Source organism: Nitrospira lenta (assembly GCF_900403705.1).
GTDB classification, from domain to species: domain Bacteria; phylum Nitrospirota; class Nitrospiria; order Nitrospirales; family Nitrospiraceae; genus Nitrospira_D; species Nitrospira_D lenta.
On the sequence record NZ_OUNR01000012.1, the window covers coordinates 59,064 to 84,088 of the forward strand.

At 58.7% G+C, this 25,025-nt stretch carries 22 protein-coding genes and 1 tRNA gene; 11 read left to right on the forward strand and 12 right to left on the reverse strand.

The annotated features are described in order from the left end of the window. Nucleotides 1-2: 2 nt before the first annotated feature. The 4 genes from clpP (at nt 3) to NITLEN_RS06650 (ending at nt 3,209) form a co-directional block, all read left to right on the forward strand. Complete coding sequence (clpP, locus tag NITLEN_RS06635; RefSeq protein ID WP_121988822.1) at nt 3-641, forward strand: ATP-dependent Clp endopeptidase proteolytic subunit ClpP; 639 nt, start codon at nt 3-5, stop codon at nt 639-641. A gap of 13 nt (nt 642-654) precedes the next feature. Next, entirely contained in the window at nt 655-1,911 is a 1,257-nt protein-coding gene (clpX, locus tag NITLEN_RS06640; RefSeq protein WP_121988823.1) for an ATP-dependent Clp protease ATP-binding subunit ClpX, read from the forward strand. Nucleotides 1,912-2,110: 199 nt separating this feature from the next. Then, the gene (locus NITLEN_RS06645; protein ID WP_181416691.1) at nt 2,111-2,629 is read left to right on the forward strand and encodes a TIGR02266 family protein; all 519 of its coding nucleotides are present in this window, start codon (nt 2,111-2,113) and stop codon (nt 2,627-2,629) included. A 52-nt stretch (nt 2,630-2,681) separates the two neighbouring features. After that, on the forward strand, nt 2,682-3,209 hold the full coding sequence (locus NITLEN_RS06650) for a TIGR02266 family protein (RefSeq protein ID WP_121988825.1): 528 nt from the start codon (nt 2,682-2,684) through the stop codon (nt 3,207-3,209). Here the strand turns inward: NITLEN_RS06650 and NITLEN_RS18825 are convergent. From NITLEN_RS18825 to NITLEN_RS06665, 3 genes are all read right to left on the reverse strand, one after another. After that, entirely contained in the window at nt 3,121-3,945 is an 825-nt protein-coding gene (locus NITLEN_RS18825) for a HEAT repeat domain-containing protein (protein WP_425464140.1), read from the reverse strand. The genes NITLEN_RS06650 and NITLEN_RS18825 overlap by 89 nt on opposite strands. 35 nt (nt 3,946-3,980) lie before the next feature. After that, nucleotides 3,981-4,784, reverse strand: coding sequence for a twin-arginine translocase TatA/TatE family subunit (gene tatA / locus NITLEN_RS18535; protein ID WP_181416693.1), 804 nt, complete (start codon nt 4,782-4,784; stop codon nt 3,981-3,983). Nucleotides 4,785-4,891: 107 nt separating this feature from the next. Next, nucleotides 4,892-6,148, reverse strand: a complete 1,257-nt coding sequence (locus NITLEN_RS06665) for a M24 family metallopeptidase (RefSeq protein WP_121988827.1) — start codon at nt 6,146-6,148, stop codon at nt 4,892-4,894. 30 nt (nt 6,149-6,178) lie between these two features. On the opposite strand from NITLEN_RS06665, the gene NITLEN_RS06670 reads away from it, so the two are divergent. The 4 genes from NITLEN_RS06670 (at nt 6,179) to NITLEN_RS06685 (ending at nt 9,513) form a co-directional block, all read left to right on the forward strand. Further along, nucleotides 6,179-6,625 carry a hypothetical protein gene (locus NITLEN_RS06670; RefSeq protein WP_146216121.1) on the forward strand — a complete coding sequence of 149 codons (447 nt, stop codon included), beginning with the start codon at nt 6,179-6,181 and terminating at the stop codon, nt 6,623-6,625. A 151-nt stretch (nt 6,626-6,776) separates the two neighbouring features. Further along, nucleotides 6,777-7,190: a hypothetical protein gene (locus tag NITLEN_RS06675; RefSeq protein WP_121988829.1), complete on the forward strand. Its 414-nt coding sequence runs from the start codon at nt 6,777-6,779 to the stop codon at nt 7,188-7,190. Nucleotide 7,191: 1 nt separating this feature from the next. Then, a complete protein-coding gene (locus NITLEN_RS06680; protein WP_121988830.1) occupies nt 7,192-7,932 on the forward strand; it encodes a gamma-glutamyl-gamma-aminobutyrate hydrolase family protein in 741 nt (246 codons plus the stop codon). Nucleotides 7,933-8,001: 69 nt separating this feature from the next. After that, on the forward strand, nt 8,002-9,513 hold the full coding sequence (locus tag NITLEN_RS06685) for an amino acid permease (protein WP_121988831.1): 1,512 nt from the start codon (nt 8,002-8,004) through the stop codon (nt 9,511-9,513). A gap of 24 nt (nt 9,514-9,537) precedes the next feature. On the opposite strand, the gene NITLEN_RS18070 is transcribed toward NITLEN_RS06685, so the two are convergent. The 8 genes from NITLEN_RS18070 to NITLEN_RS06725 all read right to left on the reverse strand — a co-directional run bounded on the left by NITLEN_RS18070 (nt 9,538) and on the right by NITLEN_RS06725 (nt 16,309). Continuing rightward, entirely contained in the window at nt 9,538-9,981 is a 444-nt protein-coding gene (locus NITLEN_RS18070; RefSeq protein ID WP_181416694.1) for a hypothetical protein, read from the reverse strand. A gap of 62 nt (nt 9,982-10,043) precedes the next feature. Next, entirely contained in the window at nt 10,044-10,571 is a 528-nt protein-coding gene (locus NITLEN_RS06695; RefSeq protein ID WP_121988832.1) for a phosphate-starvation-inducible PsiE family protein, read from the reverse strand. 19 nt (nt 10,572-10,590) lie between these two features. Further along, entirely contained in the window at nt 10,591-10,977 is a 387-nt protein-coding gene (locus tag NITLEN_RS06700; protein WP_121988833.1) for a hypothetical protein, read from the reverse strand. Between the two features lie 9 nt (nt 10,978-10,986). Next, on the reverse strand, nt 10,987-12,114 hold the full coding sequence (locus tag NITLEN_RS06705) for an MFS transporter (RefSeq protein WP_146216122.1): 1,128 nt from the start codon (nt 12,112-12,114) through the stop codon (nt 10,987-10,989). 155 nt (nt 12,115-12,269) lie between these two features. Beyond that, the gene (gene nagZ / locus NITLEN_RS06710; RefSeq protein ID WP_121988835.1) at nt 12,270-13,373 is read right to left on the reverse strand and encodes a beta-N-acetylhexosaminidase; all 1,104 of its coding nucleotides are present in this window, start codon (nt 13,371-13,373) and stop codon (nt 12,270-12,272) included. A gap of 21 nt (nt 13,374-13,394) precedes the next feature. Next, the gene (locus NITLEN_RS06715; protein ID WP_121988836.1) at nt 13,395-14,903 is read right to left on the reverse strand and encodes a leucyl aminopeptidase; all 1,509 of its coding nucleotides are present in this window, start codon (nt 14,901-14,903) and stop codon (nt 13,395-13,397) included. Between the two features lie 51 nt (nt 14,904-14,954). Next, nucleotides 14,955-15,623 carry a 7-carboxy-7-deazaguanine synthase QueE gene (gene queE, locus NITLEN_RS06720; RefSeq protein ID WP_121988837.1) on the reverse strand — a complete coding sequence of 223 codons (669 nt, stop codon included), beginning with the start codon at nt 15,621-15,623 and terminating at the stop codon, nt 14,955-14,957. Then, a complete protein-coding gene (locus NITLEN_RS06725; RefSeq protein ID WP_121988838.1) occupies nt 15,620-16,309 on the reverse strand; it encodes an HAD family hydrolase in 690 nt (229 codons plus the stop codon). The genes queE and NITLEN_RS06725 overlap by 4 nt, the downstream gene beginning before the upstream one ends. 282 nt (nt 16,310-16,591) lie before the next feature. On the opposite strand from NITLEN_RS06725, the gene NITLEN_RS06730 reads away from it, so the two are divergent. After that, nucleotides 16,592-16,675, forward strand: a tRNA-Leu gene (locus NITLEN_RS06730). Nucleotides 16,676-16,691: 16 nt separating this feature from the next. On the opposite strand, the gene NITLEN_RS17870 is transcribed toward NITLEN_RS06730, so the two are convergent. Beyond that, entirely contained in the window at nt 16,692-16,874 is a 183-nt protein-coding gene (locus NITLEN_RS17870) for a hypothetical protein (RefSeq protein ID WP_146216123.1), read from the reverse strand. A gap of 270 nt (nt 16,875-17,144) precedes the next feature. Here NITLEN_RS17870 and NITLEN_RS06735 point away from each other — a divergent pair, with 270 nt between their 5' ends. Both NITLEN_RS06735 and NITLEN_RS06740 read left to right on the forward strand, forming a co-directional pair. Then, nucleotides 17,145-24,275, forward strand: a complete 7,131-nt coding sequence (locus NITLEN_RS06735) for a PAS domain S-box protein (RefSeq protein ID WP_121988839.1) — start codon at nt 17,145-17,147, stop codon at nt 24,273-24,275. Then, the gene (locus tag NITLEN_RS06740) at nt 24,263-24,919 is read left to right on the forward strand and encodes a response regulator transcription factor (protein ID WP_121988840.1); all 657 of its coding nucleotides are present in this window, start codon (nt 24,263-24,265) and stop codon (nt 24,917-24,919) included. The genes NITLEN_RS06735 and NITLEN_RS06740 overlap by 13 nt, the downstream gene beginning before the upstream one ends. Nucleotides 24,920-25,025: the final 106 nt, after the last annotated feature.

Consider the following 25,025-nt stretch of genomic DNA (forward strand, 5'->3'; position numbering starts at 1 on the left):
CTATGTTGGTCCCGATCGTAGTCGAACAAACCAATCGAGGCGAACGCTCCTACGATATCTACTCCCGGCTCCTGAAAGACCGGATCATATTTTTGGGGGCGCCGATCGATGACATGTTCGCGAATCTCATCATTGCCCAGCTCTTGTTCCTTGAGGCCGAAGACCCCGAAAAGGACATCAATCTCTACGTGAATTCCCCCGGCGGCAGCGTCACGGCGGGACTCGGTATCTATGACACGATGCAATACGTGAAGCCGCCGATCAATACCATCTGCCTCGGCCAGGCGGCAAGTATGGGAGCCTTGCTCCTCACCGCCGGAGCAAAGGGCAAACGCTACGCACTGCCCAATGCCCGCGTCATGATTCATCAACCGCTCGGTGGATTCCAGGGGCAGGCGACTGAAATCGATATCCATGCACGAGAGATCCTCAAAATCCGTGAACGGCTGAACGAAATCATGGCCAAGCACACCGGCCAACCCATCGAGAAAATCTCGCACGATACCGAGCGCGACTACTTCATGTCAGCAGAAGAAGCCAAGAAGTATGGCCTGATCGACGAAGTCATCTCTCGGCAGACGAAAGGGCTCAAGTCTGTGGAGTCAGGCGACGCAGCTAAAGACGGGGCCAAGGGTAAGTAACACAGGAGGGCGCATGGCCAAGCAGGACAAGGTGGATCGACACTTACGGTGTTCTTTTTGCGGGAAGAGCCGCGATGAAGTACGCAAGCTGATCGCGGGCCCGACCGTCTATATCTGCGACGAATGCGTCAATCTTTGTAATGACATCATTGCAGAGGACTGGGAAGAAGCCAAAGAAGAAATCTCGTCCAAGCTCAAAAAGCCTGCCGATATCAAGCACCATCTCGATCAATATGTCGTGGGGCAAGATCGTGCGAAGCGGATTCTTTCCGTCGCCGTCCACAATCACTACAAGCGTATTTCCTCGAAAGAAAAAGACGTCGATGACGTCGAACTTCAAAAGGGGAATATCTTGGTGGTCGGCCCGACCGGAACGGGAAAGACCCTGCTGGCCCAGACCCTGGCCAAATACCTCGATGTCCCTTTTACCATGGCTGATGCCACCACCCTGACGGAAGCCGGATACGTGGGGGAAGATGTCGAAAACATCATCCTGAAGCTTCTCCAAGCGGCCGATTACGATGTGGAACGGGCGGAGCGCGGCATCGTCTATATTGATGAAATCGATAAGATCAGCCGCAAGAGCGACAGCCCGTCGATCACCCGCGATGTCTCCGGAGAGGGCGTGCAGCAGGCGCTGCTCAAGCTGATCGAAGGCACCGTGGCCAATGTCCCTCCGCAAGGCGGACGGAAACATCCGCATCAAGAATTTATTCAGGTCAATACCAGTAACATTCTGTTTATCTGCGGAGGCGCATTCGTCGGGCTGGAATCGCTCGTTGAGCAGCGCTTGAATCGCAAATCGATGGGCTTTGGAGCAGAAATTCGCGGACGCAGCGAGGCTCGGCTGGGAGAAATGCTCGCCCATGTCCAGCCGGAAGATTTCCTCAAATACGGACTCATCCCTGAATTTGTCGGCCGCGTACCGGTCGTCGCCACACTTGAGGAACTGGATGAGCGGGCACTGGTTCGCATCTTGACCGAACCGCGCAACGCCCTGACGAAGCAGTATGAAAAATTGCTTTCCTTTGAAAAAGTGAAACTCAAGTTTACCGAGGGAGCTCTCGGCGCCGTCGCTCGTAAAGCCTACCTGCAAAAAACAGGGGCACGAGGACTCCGCGCCATCCTTGAAGAAGTGATGCTGGACGTGATGTACGATGCTCCGTCACAAAAGCAAATCAAGGAAGTCCTTATCACAGAAGATGCGATCTCCGGGAAGAATCCCCCGATTCGTATTTTCGAGCAGGATAAAGACGCGAAGAGCGCATAACCCGCGATCCTGAGGCCGAGTCACTCCCGTGGCTCGGCCCATCTCCCCCCTCAATATCACCCGTCATTTTCTCTTTTGTTCGGCTAGGTCGCCGATGGTCCGTCGTGCGACAACGGCTTGATGGTTTCTTGCAGATTACTCGACAACAGAAAATAACGCGCTATATTGAGGGAGTATCAGAACCGCCCTAGGAGGCCCCGTGAAACTTCCCGTATCCCTCAGCCTTCGCCACAAAGGGAAAACGCTCGAGCTGGACGCCTCACGCGAAATCGTGAACCTGCTCGGGAACAATGGGGAAGCGATCGGAAGCCTCTCCTGGGATTTTGTCATCGATCAGATCCTCGCCTATCGCAAACCCGTATTACCCAAAGAAACGCGCTCTGAACCTCGGGTCAATCTCGCGTTTCGAGTACGATACAAGACTCCAGAAGGAGACCGCTACGACAGTCGGGCGGGAGGTATCGGAGGAGGCGGACTCTTTATTGAAAGTACGACGCCGCTCCCGGTCGGCACCAAACTCGCCATGGAATTCTCTCTGCCGGAGCAGCCATCCGAGTGGATCCAGGCGAAAGGAATCGTGGCCTGGGTCTGCCCCAAGGCGGATCAATACACCTTTAGCCCTGGCATGGGCGTTCGATTTACCGACATTCAGCCAGAAGCGCGGGATCGCATCTTGGCTATCGTCAAAACCCTTGAGGGCACCGAACGCGCCGCTTGACGCATCCCATGACGGCCCTCCTCTGCGCCAGATCCATTGAGGCTCCTCACGCATGAAATACCCCGTCGCCAGCACCACGAATCACCAGGGGAAATACCTCGTGGTCGACCCCCATCAAGAAATGATTCTGATCCACGATGCCGCTGACACCCTCCTCGGAGGCATCCCCTGGGGAGCCGTCATTGATCAACTCCTGGCGAGTGATGACGATACGCGCTTTGCCCATTGCCGCACACACCCGCGAGCCCCGCTTGCACTGAAAGTCCGCTATTCCACTCCCGAAGGGAAACAATTCGATAGCTTGACCGGCGGCATCGGCGGAGGCGGACTCTTCATTGAAAGCGGCACCCCGCTCGCTCCCGGAACGGAAGTATCTGTGGAATTTGCCTTGCCGGATCGGCCCTGGGAGAAGGTCAAAGCCAAAGGCAAGGTCGCCTGGACAAGGAATCGACCAGAGCGCCATCTTCTCTTTCCAGGAATGGGCGTGCAGTTTACGGATATCGATGAGAAGGCGCAGGCACAGCTGGTGGAATTGGTTGAGGCCTTGAACCGGAATCGCGTGCTCCCCGAAACCCCTTAAGCGTGTGATCGGCCCAGCGCCGCACTTGTACGCTTTCGTCGTGGCTCGCGACGAATCGCAGCCCCTCTCCAAACTCATCCACTGAAAAGAATTGCAATCGATAGGCTATCTCACCCCGGACGGTTGCCGAGGACTCTGTCTTCAGTCGCTCCTGGAACAATTCCACCACTCTGGAATTCCCCGACTCACCAAGCACCGCCACCGCAGTTTGGCGAACTTGTGAATCGGGATCGTGAAGACTGTTCACGAGCGCCTGCATAACCTCTGGAGAGTCACTGCCCTCAAAAGCCTGAATCACGGTACGACGCACCTCTGGATCGGCATGCGCCAACTGTGACAGTGCCAGCGGCCAGATCTCCTTCGAGGGATCCAGAGACCCCAGAGTCTGTGCGGCAGCCGCGCGCACTGATTGGACCGAGTCGACAAGTAACCCGGCTATGTGCGCCCTGGTCCCCGAATCAAGAGGGCCCACGCCTCCTAAACTCCGTACCGCCGCCTCACGCACAATGGGTGACTGGTCACCTAACGCCACCACGAGCCTGGGAACCGCCTGCGGATTGCCGATCTTGCCCAAAGCTTCGGCAGCGGTTCGCCGTGTCACGGCATCACGATCATCCAACAGTCTTAATAGTGCTTCTACAGTACGTTGCGGAGCAACCGTCGCTGGCGGTTGATAACATCCGAGGAGTGAGGCCAAACAGAAGCTGAGTAGGACAAACAGGCTACACGAGGGCATCGTACCAATACTGGATGGATAACAGCCGTAGCGCTTCACGCCTGTTTGGGAGGTTCCTCATCCACCGCCGGCAGTTCTCTGGCGGCCTCCAGAGATTGCTGAAACTCTTTCTGCGCAGAATCCATCTCAAATTGAATGGTCCTCACTTGGGGGTCCACGGTATTCCGAACATCGGCAACCGTCTGCCGGAATGTTCGTAACGCATCACCCAGCCCTTCGCCAAGACCCTGCATATCATTTGGAGATAACCCCGCCGGCGCTTGGGCTGCTTTCGCCTTCAATGCGGCTTGTTGCGCCTGTACGCGAGCCACCGCATCTTTGTTCACAATTGCAGAAGGACGCTTCGCCGCCGGCTTTGCCTGAGCTCCCGGCGGAAGAGGCGGATACTGCGCGCGGGACATGGGGGCCGGAGCGGCAGCCCGCTCCTCCATCGACAGAGCCTGCTGCCCGCCACTCGCCTGAGTCGGTGGAGCACCGGCTGGACGAGCAGCTTGCGGAGATTGTGGGCCCATGTTGTACATCATCGAGGCTGTCGTTCCTGGCGTCAGCTCAGGACCAGGCACATAGGGAACATTCGTCGCCTTCGGTGTGCCTTGAACCGGTGCAACCGGCTGAAGATCAGACGCTCTCTCAACGTGAGCAGCCTCTACCGTAGCCGTCATGTCAGGTTGAGCCTGAGCGACCTCTTGCGGAGGCGGGATCTCATTAACTTCCTTTTTGAACCCTTTCAGAGCCTTGCCAACGCCTTCTCCGATTTGCGGCAAGCGGCCCGCTCCAAAAATAATCAATACGATCACCAGGATGATGATCAGCTCTGAAATCCCCATTGTCCCGAACATGGTCGCACCCTTCCTGCTCGCAGGTGGTCAAAACCGCACTCGCTCAACTCTCATACAATGAAAGAATTTAGCCGCCACAACAAGACACTGTCAAGAAACGGGCGGGGCTAGCTGATCGCGATGATTTCCGTCTGTAAGGGCTGTCCGTAGGCGACTGCGGCGCGCTCCGAAACATACACATCAAGCTCGCTCCGAATCCCGAATTCATCCGGGAGATAGATCCCCGGCTCGATCGAGAAACAGGTCTTGGGCATCAACCGCCGGCTCTCTTGCGTTTCGAGATTGTCGATATTGGCACCATTCCCATGCACCTCTTCACCGATCGAATGCCCGGTCCGATGCACAAACCACTCTCCATACCCGGCCCGGCTAATCACCTGACGACACGCGTCATCGACCTCCCAGCCATAGGGAAATTGTCCGGCTGCCACCCGTTGCTGTACAAATGACAACGCCGCATCACGACCCTGTCGCACATAGTCAAAGATCTCTCGATGGCGTGAGGGAACCTCGCGGGCCGTAAATCCGGTCCAGGTGATGTCACCATAGACAGCGCCTGCTTCTCTACGCTTCGCCCATAGGTCGATCAGCACCAGGCTGTCACGCAACACGGGTGACGACGCAGCCACCGTCGGGCCGTAATGGGGATCGGCACTGTGCGCATTGACGGCCGCAATCGGAGGGCTTGAGGTCACCATCCCGGCATCATGTATCCGTCCGAGAATAAACTGCTGGAGATCGTATTCGGTAAGCGATCGGCCGCCCTGGAGCGATGAGCCGACGTGAGTGAACGCCTCATCGACAATTCGGCGTAACGCAGTCACCGCGTATTGATGCGATTCGAGTTGCGCATCCGTCCAGACCGCCTCAAAACGTTGAATCAGATCGGCGGCGCTGACAACATCCACCCCGAGACTGCGGATCAATTCAATCGTGCCGGCATCGACACGCGAGACATACGGCACCGCATTGAGCGGAGAATATTGCATCGCGATCCGCCGCGCGCCTTTGAGAGTCGAGGCCAGCAGCGCCCGCTGTTGCTCCCATGAGACATACAGCCGATCCTGCCCGGGCAACTCCTCCAACACATGCGGCTCAATGCGGTGGAGCAATTTGACGGGAGTCCCTTCTGCGGGAATCCAGTAATACCACCGGCGCGTGACATGGCGTGACGGATCAAGCAACAGCACGCGATAGGCCAGCGGATCGCTCCCTCGAAAATCATAAAACAGCCAGCCGTCGGCTGATCCGCTTTCTCGAATCGCGTCCTGGATCGCGGCTATTCGTTCATGGCACCGTGCCAGCATCATCGTGAGGGCATCATATTCGCCGAAGTGGGAAGCCGTCAAATCAAGACACAGCATAGCGTGCGCTGCGTGTTACAATACGCCTTCATGGCGCTTGACACTCCACCAGACGCAACACCTTATCGGGTCACGCTCTTCTTTGGCCCGGAACCGGCCGACAGCGATTCCCTCACACAAACCTGCGTCTTCAACGTGAAGAAACGCAGTTGGAAGGCCGGCATCCAAGTATCGGTCGACATCGGGACAGACCAGCTTGCGGCAATTCAAGAAACTATTCGACAGGCGGCCCCGATCGCCGACGCCCTCAAACCGCTATCTGAAGAGGATCGCACCGAGGCGGCCGCGCGCATTCCAGATCTCGCCGCCCAAGCGATTGCCTGGTGCAAACTCGATCTCCGCCTGGCCGCTGGATTGCCGCAGGAGAACCAACGGATTCCAGGTGATGAGTTCGTCACAGAATTGAATCACGTTATTCCAACTCGGCAGGAGTATGTCGTCACCTACATTCTCACCGAACTCGACCTGGTGCCATGAAAGAATTTCTCGCCATTCACTCAGTTTCAACAGGGCAGGGGGTTTGCAAGCCCCGGTGAATTTGTTATAACGCCATGACAGTCTCATTATTTTTTCATCAGACCGCAGACATGATCCTAGAATCCTGTCTTTGAGAGGAAGGAGGGTCTCCGTGACACACACTGGATTAATTCGCACGCTCCCACTGATTGCACTGGTGGTGCTCATGACATTCACCTCGTTGGTCGCCACGCCGGCCTGGAGCCAAACGTCCACCGCAGACACCCAGCAGGGCACGCCGTCCGGCGCGGGCATGCAAGCAGGCGCCGCCGTCTCAACAATATTGTATTTCCCCTTCAAAGCCGCCTTTGCGATCGGCGGTGGCATCGTCGGAGGACTCGCCTATTTGTTCTCCGGCTTGAACGAACAAACCGCGAAGAGCATCTGGGTCCCCAGCATGTATGGCACCTATGTGATCACGCCCGAACACCTGACCGGTGATCGCTCCGTCCGATTCCTCGGAGTTGCGACGGACGATACCGCCACAGGTATCTCCAACACCTCCACCATGGAACCAGCCCGGTGACATGAAGCCCGTCATCGGCGTGACCCCAGACTTCAATGCCGGTGACCGCAAGGAATGGGGTGGGCGCGAGCCCACCTATTTCCTCCGTGCCCGCTACGTCCGCGCCATCGAAGAACTCGGCGGTATCCCTCTTATTCTTCCCTTAGTCGCCGATGCGGCCGGGCGGCGGCGACTGCTTGAACGGGTCGACGGGCTCCTGCTGACCGGTAGCGGTCCCGACCTTCCGCCACGCCTATACGGGGAACGTCAACGCTACAAATTTCCCCTCGTCAGCGAGCGCCGCGCGAATTTCGAATTGGATCTGGTTCATCTCGCTCAGACACGCGACCTCCCTGTCCTCGGCATCTGCGGCGGGATGCAGACCATCAATGTCGCCTGCGGGGGTAGCCTCTTTCAGGATCTCACAGCACAAATGCCGCATGTGCTGCAGCACCGCCAAACGACCAAGGCCATCCATCTGGCACACTCCGTCGACATCACCGCCGGAAGCCTTCTCAGAAAGATCGTCACCAAGGCTACCTTGCGGGTCAACAGCTCACATCATCAGTCCGTAAAAACCGTCGCCCCGTCGCTGATCGCCAGCGCCATCGCTCCGGATGGCGTCATCGAAGCGATCGAATCCCCCCGCCACCGATTCTTCCTCGGCATCCAGTGGCACCCTGAATTTCTCTTTGAACGACACATCGCCCATCGTCGATTGTTTCAAGCGCTGCTGCGCGCTGCCGGCCGCACGCGCGCCTGACGCCGAAGACGCGACGGCTTTTACGATTCGCACAGCTTTTTTCACCCCGACTGCTATACTACGCGCCATATGGCTCTTACTCCTCCCGATGCCGACACCCACTCGACCGCTCCGACGACCGCGACCTCAGTAACACGTCATCTGTTTCGCACTAAATCCATCGAACGTATTCTGGCCGATGCCGATCATCCCCGCTATCGACTCAAACGGACATTGAGCGCCTGGGATCTCACCGCCTTGGGTATTGGCGCCATCATCGGAACCGGTATCTTTGTGCTGATCGGAACGGCGATCGTCGGAGACGCAGGCCGCCCAGGGGCCGGTCCAGGCATTGTCCTCTCCTTCATCCTCTCCGGTTTGACCTGCGTCCTCGCCGCCCTGTGCTATGCGGAATTCGCCGCGATGATTCCCGTGGCGGGATCGGCCTATACCTATTCATATGCCACCCTGGGAGAATTTCTTGCCTGGATCACCGGCTGGAATCTCATCTTGGAATACGGCGTCGCCTGTGTCGCCGTGGCCATCGGTTGGTCCGGCTACTTCAATAACCTGCTGAAGCTGGCGGGCCTCGATCTGCCGGACTGGGCCACGCACGCGCCCGGAGGGCCCGAGGGCGGCATCGCGAATTTCCCGGCCGCCATTATCGTGCTGCTCGTCACCGTCATTCTCGTGATCGGCATCAAGGAAAGCGCGCGGGCCACCGGCATCATCGTCTGCCTGAAGCTAGCGATAATCTTGTTTTTCATCGCCGTGGGAGCCCCGGCCGTCAGCCCGGAGAATTGGTCTCCGTTCATGCCCAACGGCTTCACCGGAGTCACCGCTGCCGCCGCAACCGTCTTCTTCGCCTATATCGGGTTTGACGCCGTGACCACGACGGCGGAAGAGGCACGCAATCCACAACGCGATCTGCCGATCGGCATCATGACCTCGCTCGGAATCTGTACGATTCTCTATGTCACCGTCGCCGCCGTCCTGACAGGGTTGGTTCCCTACAGTCAGATCGACATTCACGCTCCCGTGGCGGAAGCCTTGCGACTGGCAGGCTACAAATGGGGGGCGGCCGTCGTGGCCATGGGAGCCGTCGCCGGCATCACCAGCGTGCTGGTGGTCATGATGCTGGGGCAGATCCGGGTGTTCTTTGCGATCTCACGGGACGGGCTCCTGGGACCATGGTTGTCCGTGGTACATCCCCGCTTCGGCACGCCGCACCATGCGACGATCCTCACCGGCATCGCCGTCGCGATCATGGCCGCCTTCGTCCCCATCGGCACCGCGGCTGACATGACCAACATCGGAACGTTCTTCGCCTTCACACTCGTGTGCATCGGGCTCATCGTCCTGCGCCACACCCACCCTCACCTGGCACGTCCGTTTAAAACTCCGCTGATGCCATGGATCCCGCTGTTAGGCGTGCTCTCTTGCCTCGGCCTGATGTGGCAACTCCCCGCCCTCACCTGGCAGCGGTTCGTCTGGTGGACTATCGCCGGAATTATTATCTATGGGCTTTACGGGATTCGGCACAGCAAATTAGCCGAGGCGCAGACAACTGAAACCGGCACCTCCTCGTCTACGAATCACTAACCGTGTAGGCGGTGCGGGGAAAGACTATGCTGTTTCGGCGGCGGAGTCAGAAGAAGCAGCCGGAGCTGCGGTCGGTGGTGGAGTTGGCGCAGCGACGGTTGGAGCAACCGTTCCAACGGACGCGGCTGGTTGAGCAGCAGGAGCGGTCGCCGCTGCAGCCGGTGCGGCTGCCGGCTTGGGAGGAGCGGCGGGCTTGGGCGGCGCAGGCTTCTCTGGCTTGATCCCGCCTTCCCAGGAAGGCCCGGAATACATCTCCGCCGCAAGCCCCTTGGTCTTCCACTTATCTTCGAAATCAGCGGCGGCTTTGTTCGGCGTCTCGCCCACACCCATCACATCGTTCCAGGGATAGGCTTTCGGGCTGATCTGACAAGAAGATTCGGTCCGATTCAAATACAAGGCAATCGGATTGCCTCGATAGGGACCGAGGTAGATATGCACATAGCCGACGTATTCAAGCAGATTTGCCATGCCGGTCTCCAGGAGGGCGCATGATGCCATAACTCCCTGGAAACAGGCAAGTCGAGAACGCGTTACCGGCTTGCCGGCGCCGAAGCGGTAACCGGGAGCGGTTTCTGCTCGGGCCGTTTTCGAATCATGATTATGGCGCCGATCAACGCCATAATCACGGTGACGTTCAGCCCTACATCCATGAGGTATTGATAGAACTGCGTATCCGTCATGTGCTGCTGGTGTGACAGCTCTGCGCTCGCCGTCAAGATCTTCCTGGTGCAGGCAATCACCCCGACGGACAGATACGGCTCCAATTCCATCACTTCCGTCTGTAAAAATCGCACCACGGTCCGGAACAGCTCCAAGAGAATAATGACCAGGAGAATGTCATTCAACAATCGGAGACCGGCCGGAAGAATCAACACCTGTCCCTTCGGATCGAACTGCCCGGCGAGAAACACATACCAGGCATGGATAAACACCAACATGCCGAGGATCAACAAACTAAATCCGGCAGTGGCGTAGCCAAGACGGTCCAGCCACTCCATGTACTGGCACCACCGCCGCATCAACTCATTCCGATGCGCGCGCGGCTCATCAGTCCCCATACCCTCACCTCCGTCCAATCTAGGCCGTCCCGGCCTGCCCAGTCTGCTCCGGTTCAGGGGCACGCATCTGACCGAACTTTAATTCACGCATCGAACTGATCGTCAAGGAGTGACCGCAGCAACGAATTTCTTTGAAACCCGCGCCGCCATCCATAATCATCACTCGCAATCCGCAAGAATCCGGATACAACTTCTTCTCATCCAGGACCACCGCCGACGGCAAAGCGCCTCGTTTCCGGCCGGCCGGTGAACCCATCTCCGCCACAACATCCTGCTCGGTCAAATCATGATCGCAGCAGACGATCTTCTCAAACCCCTCACCGCCGCCCATGACTTTCACAATCAACCCGCAGGCATGCGGATGGCGTGCCTGCTCATCGATAAAATCGCCTTTTTTCAGCGCCATCTTGTGACCTCACTCCTGCGCGGCAGCCATGCCGCGCCGTTCATCCACCCCGACAAACACCGCCAATCCGACGAGAAAAAACAGCGTCATCGAAAGCACGGCCCAGCGCTGGCTACCGGTCCAGGCCGTCACTTCTCCGTAGACGATCGGCCCCAGAATCGCGGCGAATTTCCCCGCCACCGAAAAGAAACCGAAAAATTCCCCCTGATGCCCCAACGGCGTAAACCGTCCAAGCAGCGTGCGGCTGACCGATTGATTGGCGCCGAGCGCCGCGCCGGCCACCAGCCCAAGTAGATAAAATTGTCCGTGCGTCTGGACCGCCGCCGCACCAATCACCACACCGATCCAGAGCACCAAGGTCACCGTGATCGACCGGACGGCTCCCATTCGATCCGCCACAAATCCGAATCCGACGGAACCCAGCCCGGCCGTGATCTGCGTCACGAGGAAATAGATAATCAGATCGCCCGGCGTGAAGTCCAGGACTTTGTTTGCAAAGATGCCCGACGCCACGATGACCGTATTGATCGCATCCGAATAGAGCAGATAGGCGATGAAATAGCGCCGGAGATCTCGATAGGCCGACAGACGGCGGGCCGTGTCGCGCAGCTGCCGCATCACCGCACGCCACACCGTCAGGCCGTCAGGAAGAGCGCGAGGCTGAGCCCGTTCGTGCAAATACAGAAACGTCGGCAGGGTCGCACTCAGAAAGAATACCGCCGTCACGACAAAACTCAACCGATACGACGCGAGATTGGTGTCGGCAAAACCACCGGCGAGAAACGGGTAGGCCAGCGCCAGAGACAGCAGCCCCCCGGCGTAGCCGAATCCCCAGCCATAGCCGGACAGGCGGCCCATCCGCTGCGGCGGAACCAGCTCCACCAGAAATGCGCTACAGAAGACAAACCCCACGTCGAATCCGATATTGGCAATCCCGAAGATGAGCAATCCCAGCATCACGTCGCCGCGATGCACGAACCATAAGAGCGCGGTGCTGAACACGCAAAGAAGGGTCGAGACGATGAGTACCCGCCGCTTGATCGCACGAATATCCGCCAGCGCACCTAGGACAGGGGACACCAGCGCCACGACCAGCATCGACAGCGCATACCCCCAAAACCAAAGTCGTTCGGCCATACCTGGCGGGGACACATCGGCAGCCACCACCTGGACGAAATAGACACTGTACGCTACTGTCACGATCAGGGTCGAAAAGGAGGAGTTCGCAAAATCGTAGAAGCACCAGGCCCAGAGCTCTCGACGACCGGCTGGGAAGGGAGGAGGCGGGGGATTCACACCGTGGCTTTCGCCAGTCGTTCACGGGCCTGATGGATGGAACGAAGCAACACGTGATGACTCCGGCACCCAACAATCAGCTTGGCATCGGAGATCACAACCGGTTTGTACGGAGCCAGGAACCGCCGCTTCAATCCGGCAATCCTGACCAGGGACTGCTCCAGCCGTTCGATACTGATCGACCCGTCAGCGACGGCGCTGTCTACCGCGGTGATCGCCGCAATTTCCCGATTGCGATCCTTACAGATCAACGGCATATCACAACCGGCTTGGATGGCGCGCACCGTCGCTTCTTCAATTCCATAGTGATCGATAATCGCGTGCATCTCCAGATCGTCAGTCAGCACCACGCCGTCATACCGCAGCTCGCCCCGCAGAAATTCCGTGATGATGGTCGGAGAGAGCGTCGCCGGCTTTTGATCGTCCAGCGCGCGATAGAGCACATGGGCCGTCATCAGCGTTGCCACTCCGTGAGCCGTGGCATGCCGGAACGGTGGGAATTCGATCTGCTCCAACCGCTCCTTCGATGCCTCCACCACCGGCAATTCTTTGTGTGAGTCCACCGTCGTATCGCCGTGCCCGGGGAAATGCTTTCCGCAGGCGACCACACGATTGTCCTGCAATCCGCCCACCGTCGCCAAACCCAACTCGCAGACCGGACCGGGCGTCGACCCGAAAGCCCGATCGCCGATCACGGGGTTGGCAGGATTGCTGTTCACATCCAGCACCGGCGACATGTTCATGTTGATCCCGACAGCCCTAAGCTCCTTCGCAATCGTCGCCGCCGCCGCATAGGCCAGCTCCGACGAATTGCATTTCCCCAACACCTCGCAGGGAGGGAATATCGTGAAACTCTTCGGCAGCCGCGAGACCCGTCCGCCTTCTTGATCGATCGAAATCAACAAGGGCGAATGAGGGCTGCAGGCCTGCAAGGCGTTGGTCAACTCGACGATCTGCTCGATCGATTCAAGATTGCGCGAGAAGAGAATCACCCCGCCCGGTTTATACTCCTTGATGAATGCCGCCAGATCGGGCGTCACCGAGGTCCCCTCGAACCCCACCATGAACAACTGGCCGATTTTTTCGCGCGACATGAGCATGAGCCGTATCCCTCAGCCGGATTAGAGTGTCCGATCGATCAAATACTGAATCAGCAATCTGGTACCAATCCCAGAAGGTCCTTTGGGAACATAGGCCCGCTCCCGTTCGCTCCAGTCCGTGCTGGCGATATCCAGATGGACCCAGGGACAGTCGCCGACAAACTTGCTCAAAAATAGTGCAGCCGTGATCATCCCGCCCCCACGGCCCCCGATGTTGCGCATATCCGCCACATCGCTGCGCAGCTGCTCGAAGTATTCATCCCAAAGCGGCATTTCCCACACCCGCTCGCCCGCGCGCAAGCCGGCCTTCCGCACCGACTCCTTCACGCTGGCATCGGTCCCGAACATCCCGATGGCAAATTGTCCGAGCGCCACCACACAGGCGCCCGTGAGCGTCGCAATATCGATCAACGCCGCCGGCTTGTAGCGGGTCGCATAGGCCAGCGCATCAGCCAGAATCAGACGGCCTTCCGCATCGGTATTCTGCACTTCGACCGTCTTTCCGGAGAGTGTCGTGACGACGTCGCCCGGCTTCATCGCCCGGCCGCCCGGCATATTCTCCGCCACCGGCAGAATGCTGATCAGATGCAGCGGCAGCTTCAACCGCGCGGCCGCGCGGATCGAGGCCAGCACCTCGGCGCCGCCGGTCATGTCCGCCTTCATATGCTCCATGTTCTCCGCCGGCTTGAGGGAAATACCGCCGGTATCGAACGTGATCGTCTTCCCCACCAGCACCACCGGACGCTCATCCTTCTTTTTTGATCCCTTGTATTCGAGGATGATGAACTTCGGCGGCTCGTGGCTGCCTTGCGCCACGCCCAGCAACGCCCCCATACCCAGTTTTTCAATATCTTTCCGCTCCAGGATCTTCAACGTCAGCGACTGCTCTTTGGCAATCGCTTTCGCCTCATTCGCAATCCTGGTCGGCGTCATGACATTCGACGGATGGTTGCACAGATCCCGCACCAGCACTGCAGCTTCCGCCGTTGCCACACCGCGCCGGATGCCTTCGGCAATCGCCTTGAGCTCACTCGTTTGCGCCGCCAGGAACGAGAGCCCGTTCACCTCTTTTCCCGATACGCCTTCGCTCCGATAGGCCGTGAATTGATAGCTACCCAAAATGGCCCCCTCCGCCATCGCCTGCGCGACCTCAACGGGAGATGCACCCGGCGGAGTCACAGACGGAACAGCCACCGTGAAGAAGCCGGCCTTCGCCTGGCGCACGCGCTTCACCGCATGCCCCATGGCCTGCCGCAGCTGATCCACCGTCACATCCTTCTCTTTCCCCAACCCCACCAGCAGAATCCGCTTGGCGGGCACTTTGCCCTGCGTATGCACCAGCACAAGCTCATTGGCCTTGCCTTCAAATTCTTTCGACCGCACCAACTCCTGCAACGCCCCGTTCATCGATTTATCGATTACCGTCGCCTGTTTCGAAAATATGCCACCCTCGCAATGGGTCAAGACCAACACTTCCGTCGATTCCGTCTCCACACGCCCGGCCCGTGCATCTACCCGCATGATCTTCATTCCCATCTCCTTCTATAGTCGTCGTGCGCGATACGCTGAACGACACATTCGTCACACGCCCCGCATATCCGGGGCCCAGATATATTTATGCATTTGCAATTGAAACCTGACTGAGAGCCGATCCGCCAGTATCCACTCCGCAAGAGCGCGAAGATCCAGCGACCCGAAGACCGGACTGAACAACACGGGACAGCGATCCGCGAGACGATATTGCGCCACCATACCGCGCGCCCACTCATAATCCTCGCGCGACGCCAGGACAAACTTCGCCTCGTCCTTTGCGGTCAGATAGTCGAGATTCGGCCAATGCATCCGATCCGTCATCCCGCTCCCCGGACATTTGACGTCCAGAATGAGTTTCGCCCGTCGATCGACCGGCTGCACGTCGATCGCACCGCTGGTTTCGATCAAGACGGTATAGCCGGCATCGCACAGACGAGCAATCAGCGGAAGCGCCGCCGGCTGCGCGAGTGGCTCACCGCCGGTGACTTCAACCAGCTGGCAGCCATACGCTCGAATGGTGCTTAGGATCTCGTCAATGGAGAACGTCGTCCCGCCATAGAAACTATACTCGGTATCGCACCAGGTACAACGGAGCGGACAACCCGTGAGCCGAACGAAGACGCAGGGCTGCCCCGCATACGTCGACTCGCCTTGGATGCTATGAAAAATTTCCGTCACCCGGAGCGGCTGTTCCTGGGTTTGGAGGGGAGCAGTCATCGCCAGGACACCACCGGCCAGCCGTGGCGGCGAGCCACGCGGTCCATGCCGCGAATCGGGTTCACCACAGTCGGATGCCCCACGGCACCCAAGACAGCCTGATCTCCCGGACTATCGCCGTAGGCAAAGCAGGCCGCGAGATCCAATTCCAATTCCCGCACAAGCCGGTGCACATGGGTGAGCTTCCCATCGCCGTACGGCAGCGGAGGAACCACCTGTCCCGTATAGACGCCCTCCATCTGTTCCAACTGACTGGCAATACACCGATCGACTTGCAGGGATTCGGCGATGGGCTCCATCAGAAAATCGAGCGACCCCGTCAGGAGAATCACCAGATGCCCCGCACTCCGATGTCGCTCAATCGCCGTCATGGCTGCGGGACACACCCGCGGGCAGAGGGCTTCACGGCAAAATTCTTCACCAAGCGACTCAATGACTTGCGCCGGCTTTCCCGCCAGATACAACTTGCGTTCACGCAGCGGTTGCAGCGACAGCGACGGAAGATGCCGCAACCACCAGGCCACGCTTGCACGGGCTTCCGGCCAACCGACCACTCCACGCTGCCGGAGCCAACGAAAAAATCCCACCTCGCTGGCTTCGCCGGGCAAAAGCGTATTGTCGACGTCGAAAAATGCGGCGATCGGCGTGGCCACACGACGTTGGGAGGCGGAGGAAGTGACCGACATGGTGCAGGCGATCTCCTCGACGGAAGGAAACAGGGGAACATCAGCGTGAAAGTGGGGCGATTCTACCGGACGTCTCCTTTATTGACAAGAATTTTGCCCTACTTCTATAATGCGCCTCCCTCAGGCCTTCCTCGTTGTTCGATGGCCGAGCTGCAGGATGCTCAAAAAGCTTTCCAGCAAGGCCGCAACGAGTGAGGAGACGACGCGTACTGGATGCGTACGTGGAGTCTCCGAACGATGTGAGAACGAAGCTGGAAGGCTTTTTCAGCATCCTACCCGGTAGCCGAAGTGGTGAAATGGCAGACACGCACGTTTGAGGGGCGTGTGGCGCAAGCCGTGCGGGTTCAAGTCCCGCCTTCGGCACCAAATTTATATTCCCTCCTTAATACTCCTCCGCTGTGAGTACTCGAAAGCCACGCTCCCAATTCACACAACAGCGCGACCGATGGATGTGCGCCTCAGCCTCAGTCATGTTCATCCATCCGGCCAACGGAATCCTGATTCGCTCAATACGGTCTGAGCCACGCCCGGTCATGCTTTGCCCGACCCATTTGGATCTAGACATTTAGAGGCGGTCCATAGGACACTACCGGAGGATGCTACCGGCTTCGGCCTCCTGATTCAGAATCACCATGTGGGAGTGTGCGATGCGGTTTCCGCAATCCGATCTGCACCCACCGCTCTGGATATCTCGTTGCTCCCCCTCCAATTGGGACAGGCCCCCGATGAACCGTGGATTTACTCCATTGATTCACAACGGGGCACATGAGAAAACTCCCCTAGGCCAATCGCAGCACACACGTTCCATCCGCATCACCTGGCAAGGAGCCGCGCTATGAGTGGGACCGGACACCTTCCCGAGCTGGAATCGTTGCGCTCACAGGTCGCCGACCTCGCGCGAGAATTGGCCGAGCGGGATCAGGCCACGCAGACCAGGCAGCAGGGACTCGACAGCGAGTTGCAGGGCCTCCGTCAACAAGCAGACCTCCTACAAGCCATTATGGAAGGGACCGCCGCCGACACGGGCGATGATTTCTTTGCCTCCCTCGCCATGCAGCTCACGTCCACGCTGCGCATGCAATACACGATCATTGGGGAGGTGCTCGAACGCACCCCCGCACGCATCCGCACCCTCGCAGTCTCCTCAGGAGGAACCCTTCTTGATAATTTCGAGTACGACCTCGCGCCGGCTCCATGTGGAACCGGACTGACCGAATCATTCTGGTGTTTCGAGCAAGGCGTCCAAGCGCTGTTCCCGAACTTTCCCCCGCTGGCGGCGATGGGAGTGGAAAGCCACTCAGGGGTGTCCATACGAGACAAACAAGGGAAGGTCGTGGGCCTCATCGTGGTCATGGACACCAAACCCATCGCCCATCGGGAGCGGCTGCAGACGCTGCTCCGGGTGTTTGCCCCGCGTGTGGCAGCGGAACTCCAGCGCACGCAGGCCGAAGCAGCGCGGGATGAAGCTGAGCACCGGCTCCGTTTCACGCAGTTTGCGGTCGATCACGCCGTGGACGGCGTCTTGTGGGCCGATGAATCGAGACGATTTATCTATGCCAACGATGCCGTATGCCGGTCGCTGGGCTATTCACGGGACGAACTCCTGAGCCTCCGCATCGCCGATATTGCCCCGTACCATGATCCCGAATGTTTTCAGCGCCGGCTCGATGAAATCAAGCAGGGCGGAGCGGCCATCTACGAGTCCGTTCACCGCCGCAAGGACGGGACGGTATTTCCCGTTGAAACCTCAGTGACCTATCTTGAACATGAAGGGAACGGCTATACGTGCGGGATCATCCGGGATATCACGGCGCGACAGCGCATCGAACACGAACGGTCGCTGGCCCTCGCCGATCTCCAAAATATCACGGAGACCGTTCCCGACATTATGTTTACCCTCGATACCGGCGGCAACCTGATCCGCTGGAATGGTCGCCTCATCGCCGTCACGGGATACCGACCGGAGGAACTCCTCAACAAACCTGCGCTGGCGTTTGTCCCCGTTGAAGAACGGGCGCAGACCGCCGAGGCAATTCAGCAGGCGTTCATGGAGGGACATGCTGAACTCGACGGGCATCTTCTGACACGCACCGGACACACCATTCCGTATCATTGGACCGGCGCGGTACTCAGGGATTCGTCCGGCCAGATCATCGGCATCACCGGAATCGGACGGGATGTCTCGGAACGCACAGAAGCAGCCGAGTCCTTACACCATCAGCGCCAACATCTCCTGGAGGCCCAGGCACTGGCTCATTTAGGCAGTTGGGAATGGGATATAGAGAGCGGGGAGACCAATTGGTCGGAGGAGCAATTCCGCATTTTCGGGCATGAGCCGGGCGCTATCGCCGTCACCTACGACACGTTTTTGGCCGCGCTGCTGCCTGACGATCACGACCGCGTGCTGGCGGCTGTCAATGACGCCTTGCTCGGGAAATCCCCGCTCGATCTGGAATGCCGAATCGTCAGACCGAACGGGGACATTCGCGTCATTCACATGCGCGCAGACGTCCAGCGCGATGCCACCGCACATCCGATCGGCATGGCAGGAACCGCCCTCGACATCACCGCGCGCACGCACACAGAAGAAGCGCTCCGGACCAGCGAAGAACGCTGGCACCTGGCGGTGCAAGGGAGCAATGACGGGATCTGGGACTGGAACATCCACGCCGGAGAGATCTTCTTTTCAGCCCGATGGAAAGCCATGCGCGGCTTCGCAGACCATGAAGTGCGCAACCACATCGACGAGTGGCGCAGCCGTATCCATCCCGACGATCTGGACCATGTGCTCCAGAGCATCGACCGCTATTTGACCAAACAGACCTCCGCCTTTTGCGAAGAGTACCGGGTCCAGCGCAAAGACGGATCCTACATGTGGATCCTGGATCGCGGCGTGGCCCTCTGGGCAGAGGACGGTACCCCGGTCCGTATGACTGGCTCGGAATCGGATGTGACCGATCGCAAATTGATGGAACAAGCCCTGTGTGCAAGCGAAACGCGCTTTGCGTCATTTATGACGCATCTGCCGGGCGCCGCGTTTATCAAAGATGCCGCCGGACGCCACATATTTGCAAACCAGGGCTTCGAACAGGTCCTCGGCTTGAAACGCAACGACTGGTACCTCAAGACCAATGAGGAGCTGTTCCCTCCCCCCATCGCCGCGGTACTCAGCCAGCACGATCAGGCGCTCAGAATGCAGGAGCACCCCCTGGAAATCGTCGAAACGACGCTCCACAAAAACGAGACTCGCCACTGGCTGGTCAAGAAATACAAAATCCCAAGCGAATCGACGAGTCCAGGATTCATCGGTGGAATCGCGATCGACATTACCGAACGCAAACAGGCCGAAGCGGCACTCGTGGCGAGCGAAGAACAGCTGCGCTTGGCGATAGAGGGCTCCACCGATGCCCTCTGGGACGCCCGCGTAGGTACCGACCATCACTGGACCGATCCCGCTGTCCACTTGTGGTGGTCGCCCCGGATCCGCCAGTGGTTACAGCTCTCCGACGCAGAACGCTTTACCACCGTAGGCGAGTGGGCGGCCCGATTGCATCCCGATGACACCGCGCCGGTCATGGCCGCGCTTGCCGCGCACGTTGAAGGCCACCACGCTCCCTATGATATCGAGTATCGCCTACGGACAAACGACGACACGTACCTCTGGGTCCGCGGCCGTGGCCAGGCTCAGTGGGACGAGCAGGGCCGCCCCTTCCGCATGTCCGGCTCCTGTCAGGACATTACCGCCCGCAAGCAAGCCGACATGGCGCTTCGGGAAAATGAAGCGCGGACCCGTGCTATTCTTGAAACCGCGTTGGATGCCGTCATCTCCATCGATGAACACAGCCGCATCATTGGCTGGAACCCCCAAGCGGAGACCATGTTCGGCTATTCCGCTCAAGACGCACTGGGGCTGCCCTTACAACAAACCATTATCCCCGCTCGATACCGCCAGGCCCATACCCAGGGGATGGAGCGCCTGCTGCAAGGCGGCAAGAGTTCGACGATACGCCGCCGCTTTGAATTCTTCGCGCTTCATCGAAGCGGGCACGAATTTCCTGTCGAATTCGCCATTGCCGCATCGTACGTCGACGGCCAGCCGATGTTCACCGCCTTCATCCGCGACATCACCGAACGCAAGCAGGCGGAGCACCGATTACGACTCACACAATTCACGATCGATCACGCCGTGGAGGCAATTTATTGGATCGATCCGCAGGCGAACATTGTGGATGTGAACGAGGCGGCCAGCGAGATGCTGGGATACTCGAAAGAGGATCTCTGCACGATGACCATCCATGATCTCAATCCTGATTTCCAGGCCGACATGTGGCCGGACTTTTGGACAGAGACGCAACAACGGGGCACCATGGTTTTCGAAACGTCCCATCGAACCCGCGACGGCCACCTGCTCCCGGTCGAAATACAGGTCAACTATCTTTCCTACGAAGGGCAGGAATTCCACTGTGCCTTCGTGCGCGACATCACCGAGCGCAAAAGAGACCAAGAAGAGCTTCGCCGGTCGAAAACGAGGCTGACCTTCATCCTGGAAAACAATCCGGCCGTGGTCTATACCCGGCAGGTGGGACACGGCTGGCCCATTACCTTCATTACGCCCAACGTCTACGAGCTGCTCGGCTACACCAGCACCGATATCCTGACCAATCCCGATCGCCTCGACCAGTCGATTCATCCCGACGATGATCCGGACATCATGACGACGGGGATGCCGCAACTGCTCAGTAATGGAGCCCAGACGTTTGTGTATCGTCTCCGCCGCCACGATGGCAGCTACTGCTGGATCGAGAACCGCGCCCGTTTGAACGACGATGGACAAGGCACCCTGCAGATCGTCGGGACGATGCTCGATATCACGCAACGCAAACAGGCTGAGGAGGCCCTGACCACGAGCGAGCGCCAGCTCCGTACCGTGCTCGATTCATTGCCGATCGGCGTCTGGTTTACCGATCGCACCGGCAGGACCCTCCTCGCCAATCCAGCCGCCAAGCAGATCTGGTCGAACATCAAGCAAGTCGGGTTGCAATCCCAGGAAAACCCGTCCGGCTGGTGGGAGACACTGGAGCCCGCCAGTGAACCCCACCGCTGGGCCTTGAGCCACGCGCTCACCACAGGAGCGGCCTCGCTCAACGAGACCTTGGACCTGGAGGATCTCGATGGCAGAAGGAAAACGATTCGCAATACGACAGTCCCGGTGAAGGATGAGTCCGGGACCACGATCGGCGCCGTGATTCTAAACGAAGATCTGACCGACCTTCGGCGCATCCAAGAAGCGCTGAAACTCACGCAATTCTCCGTGGATCATGCCGTCGAGGCATTTTTCTGGATCGGCCAGAACGCCAACATTCTACACGTGAATGAGGCGGCTTGCCGCATGCTCGAATACACCAGCGATGAACTCACGCACATGACCGTGCACGACATCGACCCGAACTTTACTCTGGAAGCGTGGGCAGCCCATTGGGAAGAGTTGAAGAAGAACGGCGCCTTGACGTTTGAATCGAAGCACTGGTCGAGAACCGGCCGCGTGCTGGACACGGAAGTCACCATCAGCTATCTGCAGTACGAAGGCAGCGAATACACCTGTGCCATCATTCGGGATATCGGGGAGCGCAAGCAGGCCGAAGAAGCCTTGCGTCAAAGCGAAGAACGGTTCCGGCTGCTGGTCGAAGGCGCGCCGCTAGGGATCGCGCTGCTCGACGAACATTTTTGCTATGTGAAGGTGAACCAAGCCTTTTGCAACTTGGTGGGATACCGCGAGGAAGAAATTCTCGGACAGACCTCGGCCCTCTTCATCCATTCGGACGATCGCGGCTCCAACTTGGCCCTGGCCGCTGAAGCCCATCGAGAGCGGACCAGCCATCGGCTGGAAAAACGGTATATTCGGAAAAACCAACAGCCCATCTGGGTCACGGTGAATGCCACCAGCCTTCCCCTTCGCGGGAACACGGGTCATCACATGGTCGCCATCATCGAAGACATCACCGAACGGAAGCAGCTCGCCGAGCGGGAAGCCTCCCGCGTCAGACAACTGAAGAAACTCTCTGAGCTCAGCATGACACTGTCGGGCGATCCGGCCGTGGTGTTCGATCAAGTCGTCCGTATCATCGGCGAACTTTTCGACGTTCAGGTTGTCTGCTTATCAGAAATCGTCGGCGCAGAACTGCATTTTAAATCGATCTATATCGACGGCCAGATTGTGAGGAGCGAGGAGCGCTCCTCCTTGGACATTACCCCCTGCGCCACCGTTGTGCACGCCAAAGATAGACAGATGTATGACCGCGTCATGGAGCGCTTTCCTCACGCGACGCTGCTCAAAGACCACGACGCGTACATGTACTATGGGTTCCCGGCGTTGGACAATCACGGCACCGTCGTCGCCGTCACCTGCCTCCTCGACAGCACCCTGCGCGAGTTCGCCGACGAGGAGCACGAACTCTTGCGGATCATCGGCCAGCGAATCGCCGTCGAGATCGAACGCAGCCGTCACATCAGCGAAAAACAACAGGCCGAGGATGCGCTTCGGCAAAATCATGCCTTGCTCTCGGCCATCATGGACGCCACAATGGACGTCGTCTTTGTCAAAGATCTGGGAGGGCGATATCTCCATATGAATCCCGCCGGTGCCCGTGTCGTCGGGCTGTCCCCTCAGGAGATCGTCGGGAAGCACGACACCGCTATTTGGCCGGCCGACCTCGCCGCCTGCTGCCAAGACACCGACCGGCTGACCATCGCGACCGGATGCATACAGACCAGAGAAGAGAGTACGCTCGCCAATGGGAAGCGCATCACGTATCTCACTTCCAAGGCCCCCTACCGCGATGCCGCCGGCCACATGATCGGCATCATCGGCGTCGCCCATGACATCTCACAGATCAAGCAGTCTGAAGAAGACCTGCGGCGCTCCCATGCATTCATCCGGCAAATCATCGACACCGACCCCAATTTCATCTATGCGAAAGACCGTGACGGACGCTTTACGCTCGTCAACAAGGCCGTGGCCGACTCCTATGGCACCACGGTAGACCAGCTGACCGGCAAAACCGATGCGGACTTCCATTCCAATGCACAGGGACTCGCACGCTTCAGAAACATCGACCTTGAAGTATTGGACTCTCTTCGCGAACAGTTTGTTCCTGAAGAAATGATCACCGACGCGGCGGGACGCACCCGCTGGCTTCAAACCGTCAGACGACCCATCATTGATGAATCGGGCCGGGCGACCATGGTGCTCGGCGCCTGCACCGATATCACCGAACGCAAACGGATGGAAGAAACGCTTCGGCAACGGGAGCGCGACCTCCGCTCCGCGCTCGATGAGCGGGAACGCATCAGCCAGGATCTTCACGACGGCATTCTTCAATCCCTCTACGCGGTCGGGCTCGGACTGGAAGCCTGCAAGCCCCTCATGACTCAACGGTCGTATAAAAAAGCCGCCGCGTCGATGGACCGGGCGATCGGACACTTGAATCGCGTCATGAGCGAGGTGCGAAATTTCATTGCCGGGCTGGAGTCTCAAATTCTCCAGGGCAGCACGTTTCCAATGGCGCTGCGGACCATGGTGCTGACACTCACCGCAGACCATCCGATTCCCTGCGCCCTCACGATCGATGAGAGTCTGATCAACACCTTTTCCACCGAACAGGCGCTGCATCTACTTCATATCGTCCGCGAAGCCCTGAGCAATGGCCTCCGCCACGCCGGCGCCACGAAAACGACGGTCTCCTTGAAATCGCTGTCTCAATCCATCCGCCTCACCATCGCCGACAACGGAAGAGGGTTCGACCCCGCCAGCCTGCGCGGGGCGGGGCACGGCCTGACGAACATGGAGGCCCGAGCCCGGAAAATCGGCGGACGGTTCGCAATCAAATCCGTTCTGCAACACGGTACCCGCATCACCATCGATTTACCGAAGCGATCCACCGAAGGAGACCCGCCATGCCGAAAGTGAAAACGATTGCGGTCCGCCTGCTGCTTGTCGATGATCATGAGGTCGTCCGGGTCGGGCTTCGCACCGTCCTCACCCAACACGAGCACGTCACGGTCGTCGGAGAATCCTCGACCGTCACCGATGCGGTGCGGGATGCGGCACAGCTGCATCCGGACGTCATTCTCATGGACGTGCGGCTCCCGGACGGATCCGGCGTGGATGCCTGCCGGGAAATTCTCGCGGCCCATCCCCACATGCGTGTCATTTTTCTGACCTCCTATGCCGATGACGATTCGGTCCTCGCCGCAGTACTGGCCGGCGCACACGGCTATGTGCTGAAAGAGATCGATTCGGCCGCGCTGCTCCGCGCGGTGCATGCGGTGGCAGAAGGACACTCCATTCTCGATCCCTCTGTCACGGAACGGGCGCTCAAATGGCTGCGCGGCATCGGCAAAGGCTCAGTCCCTCCGGGAACCGAGCCCTTGTCTCCCCAAGAGGAGCGAGTGCTGGCCCTGGTCGCAGAAGGTCAAACCAACAAGGAAATCGCCACAGCCCTCAACCTCAGTGATAAAACAGTCAAAAATTATCTCGCCAATGTCTTCCAGAAACTTCGCGTCACACGGCGGGCCCAAGCCGCTGCATTCTTCGCCAAGAGGAAGCAATAGCTGGAGTCGGACGGCTCTACTTCGGTAGGTCCTATTTTTCTTTGCAGATCACGCGTCTACCTCTAGGCTATTCGCAGGATTTTCTTTATACTTATCCATATTCTAT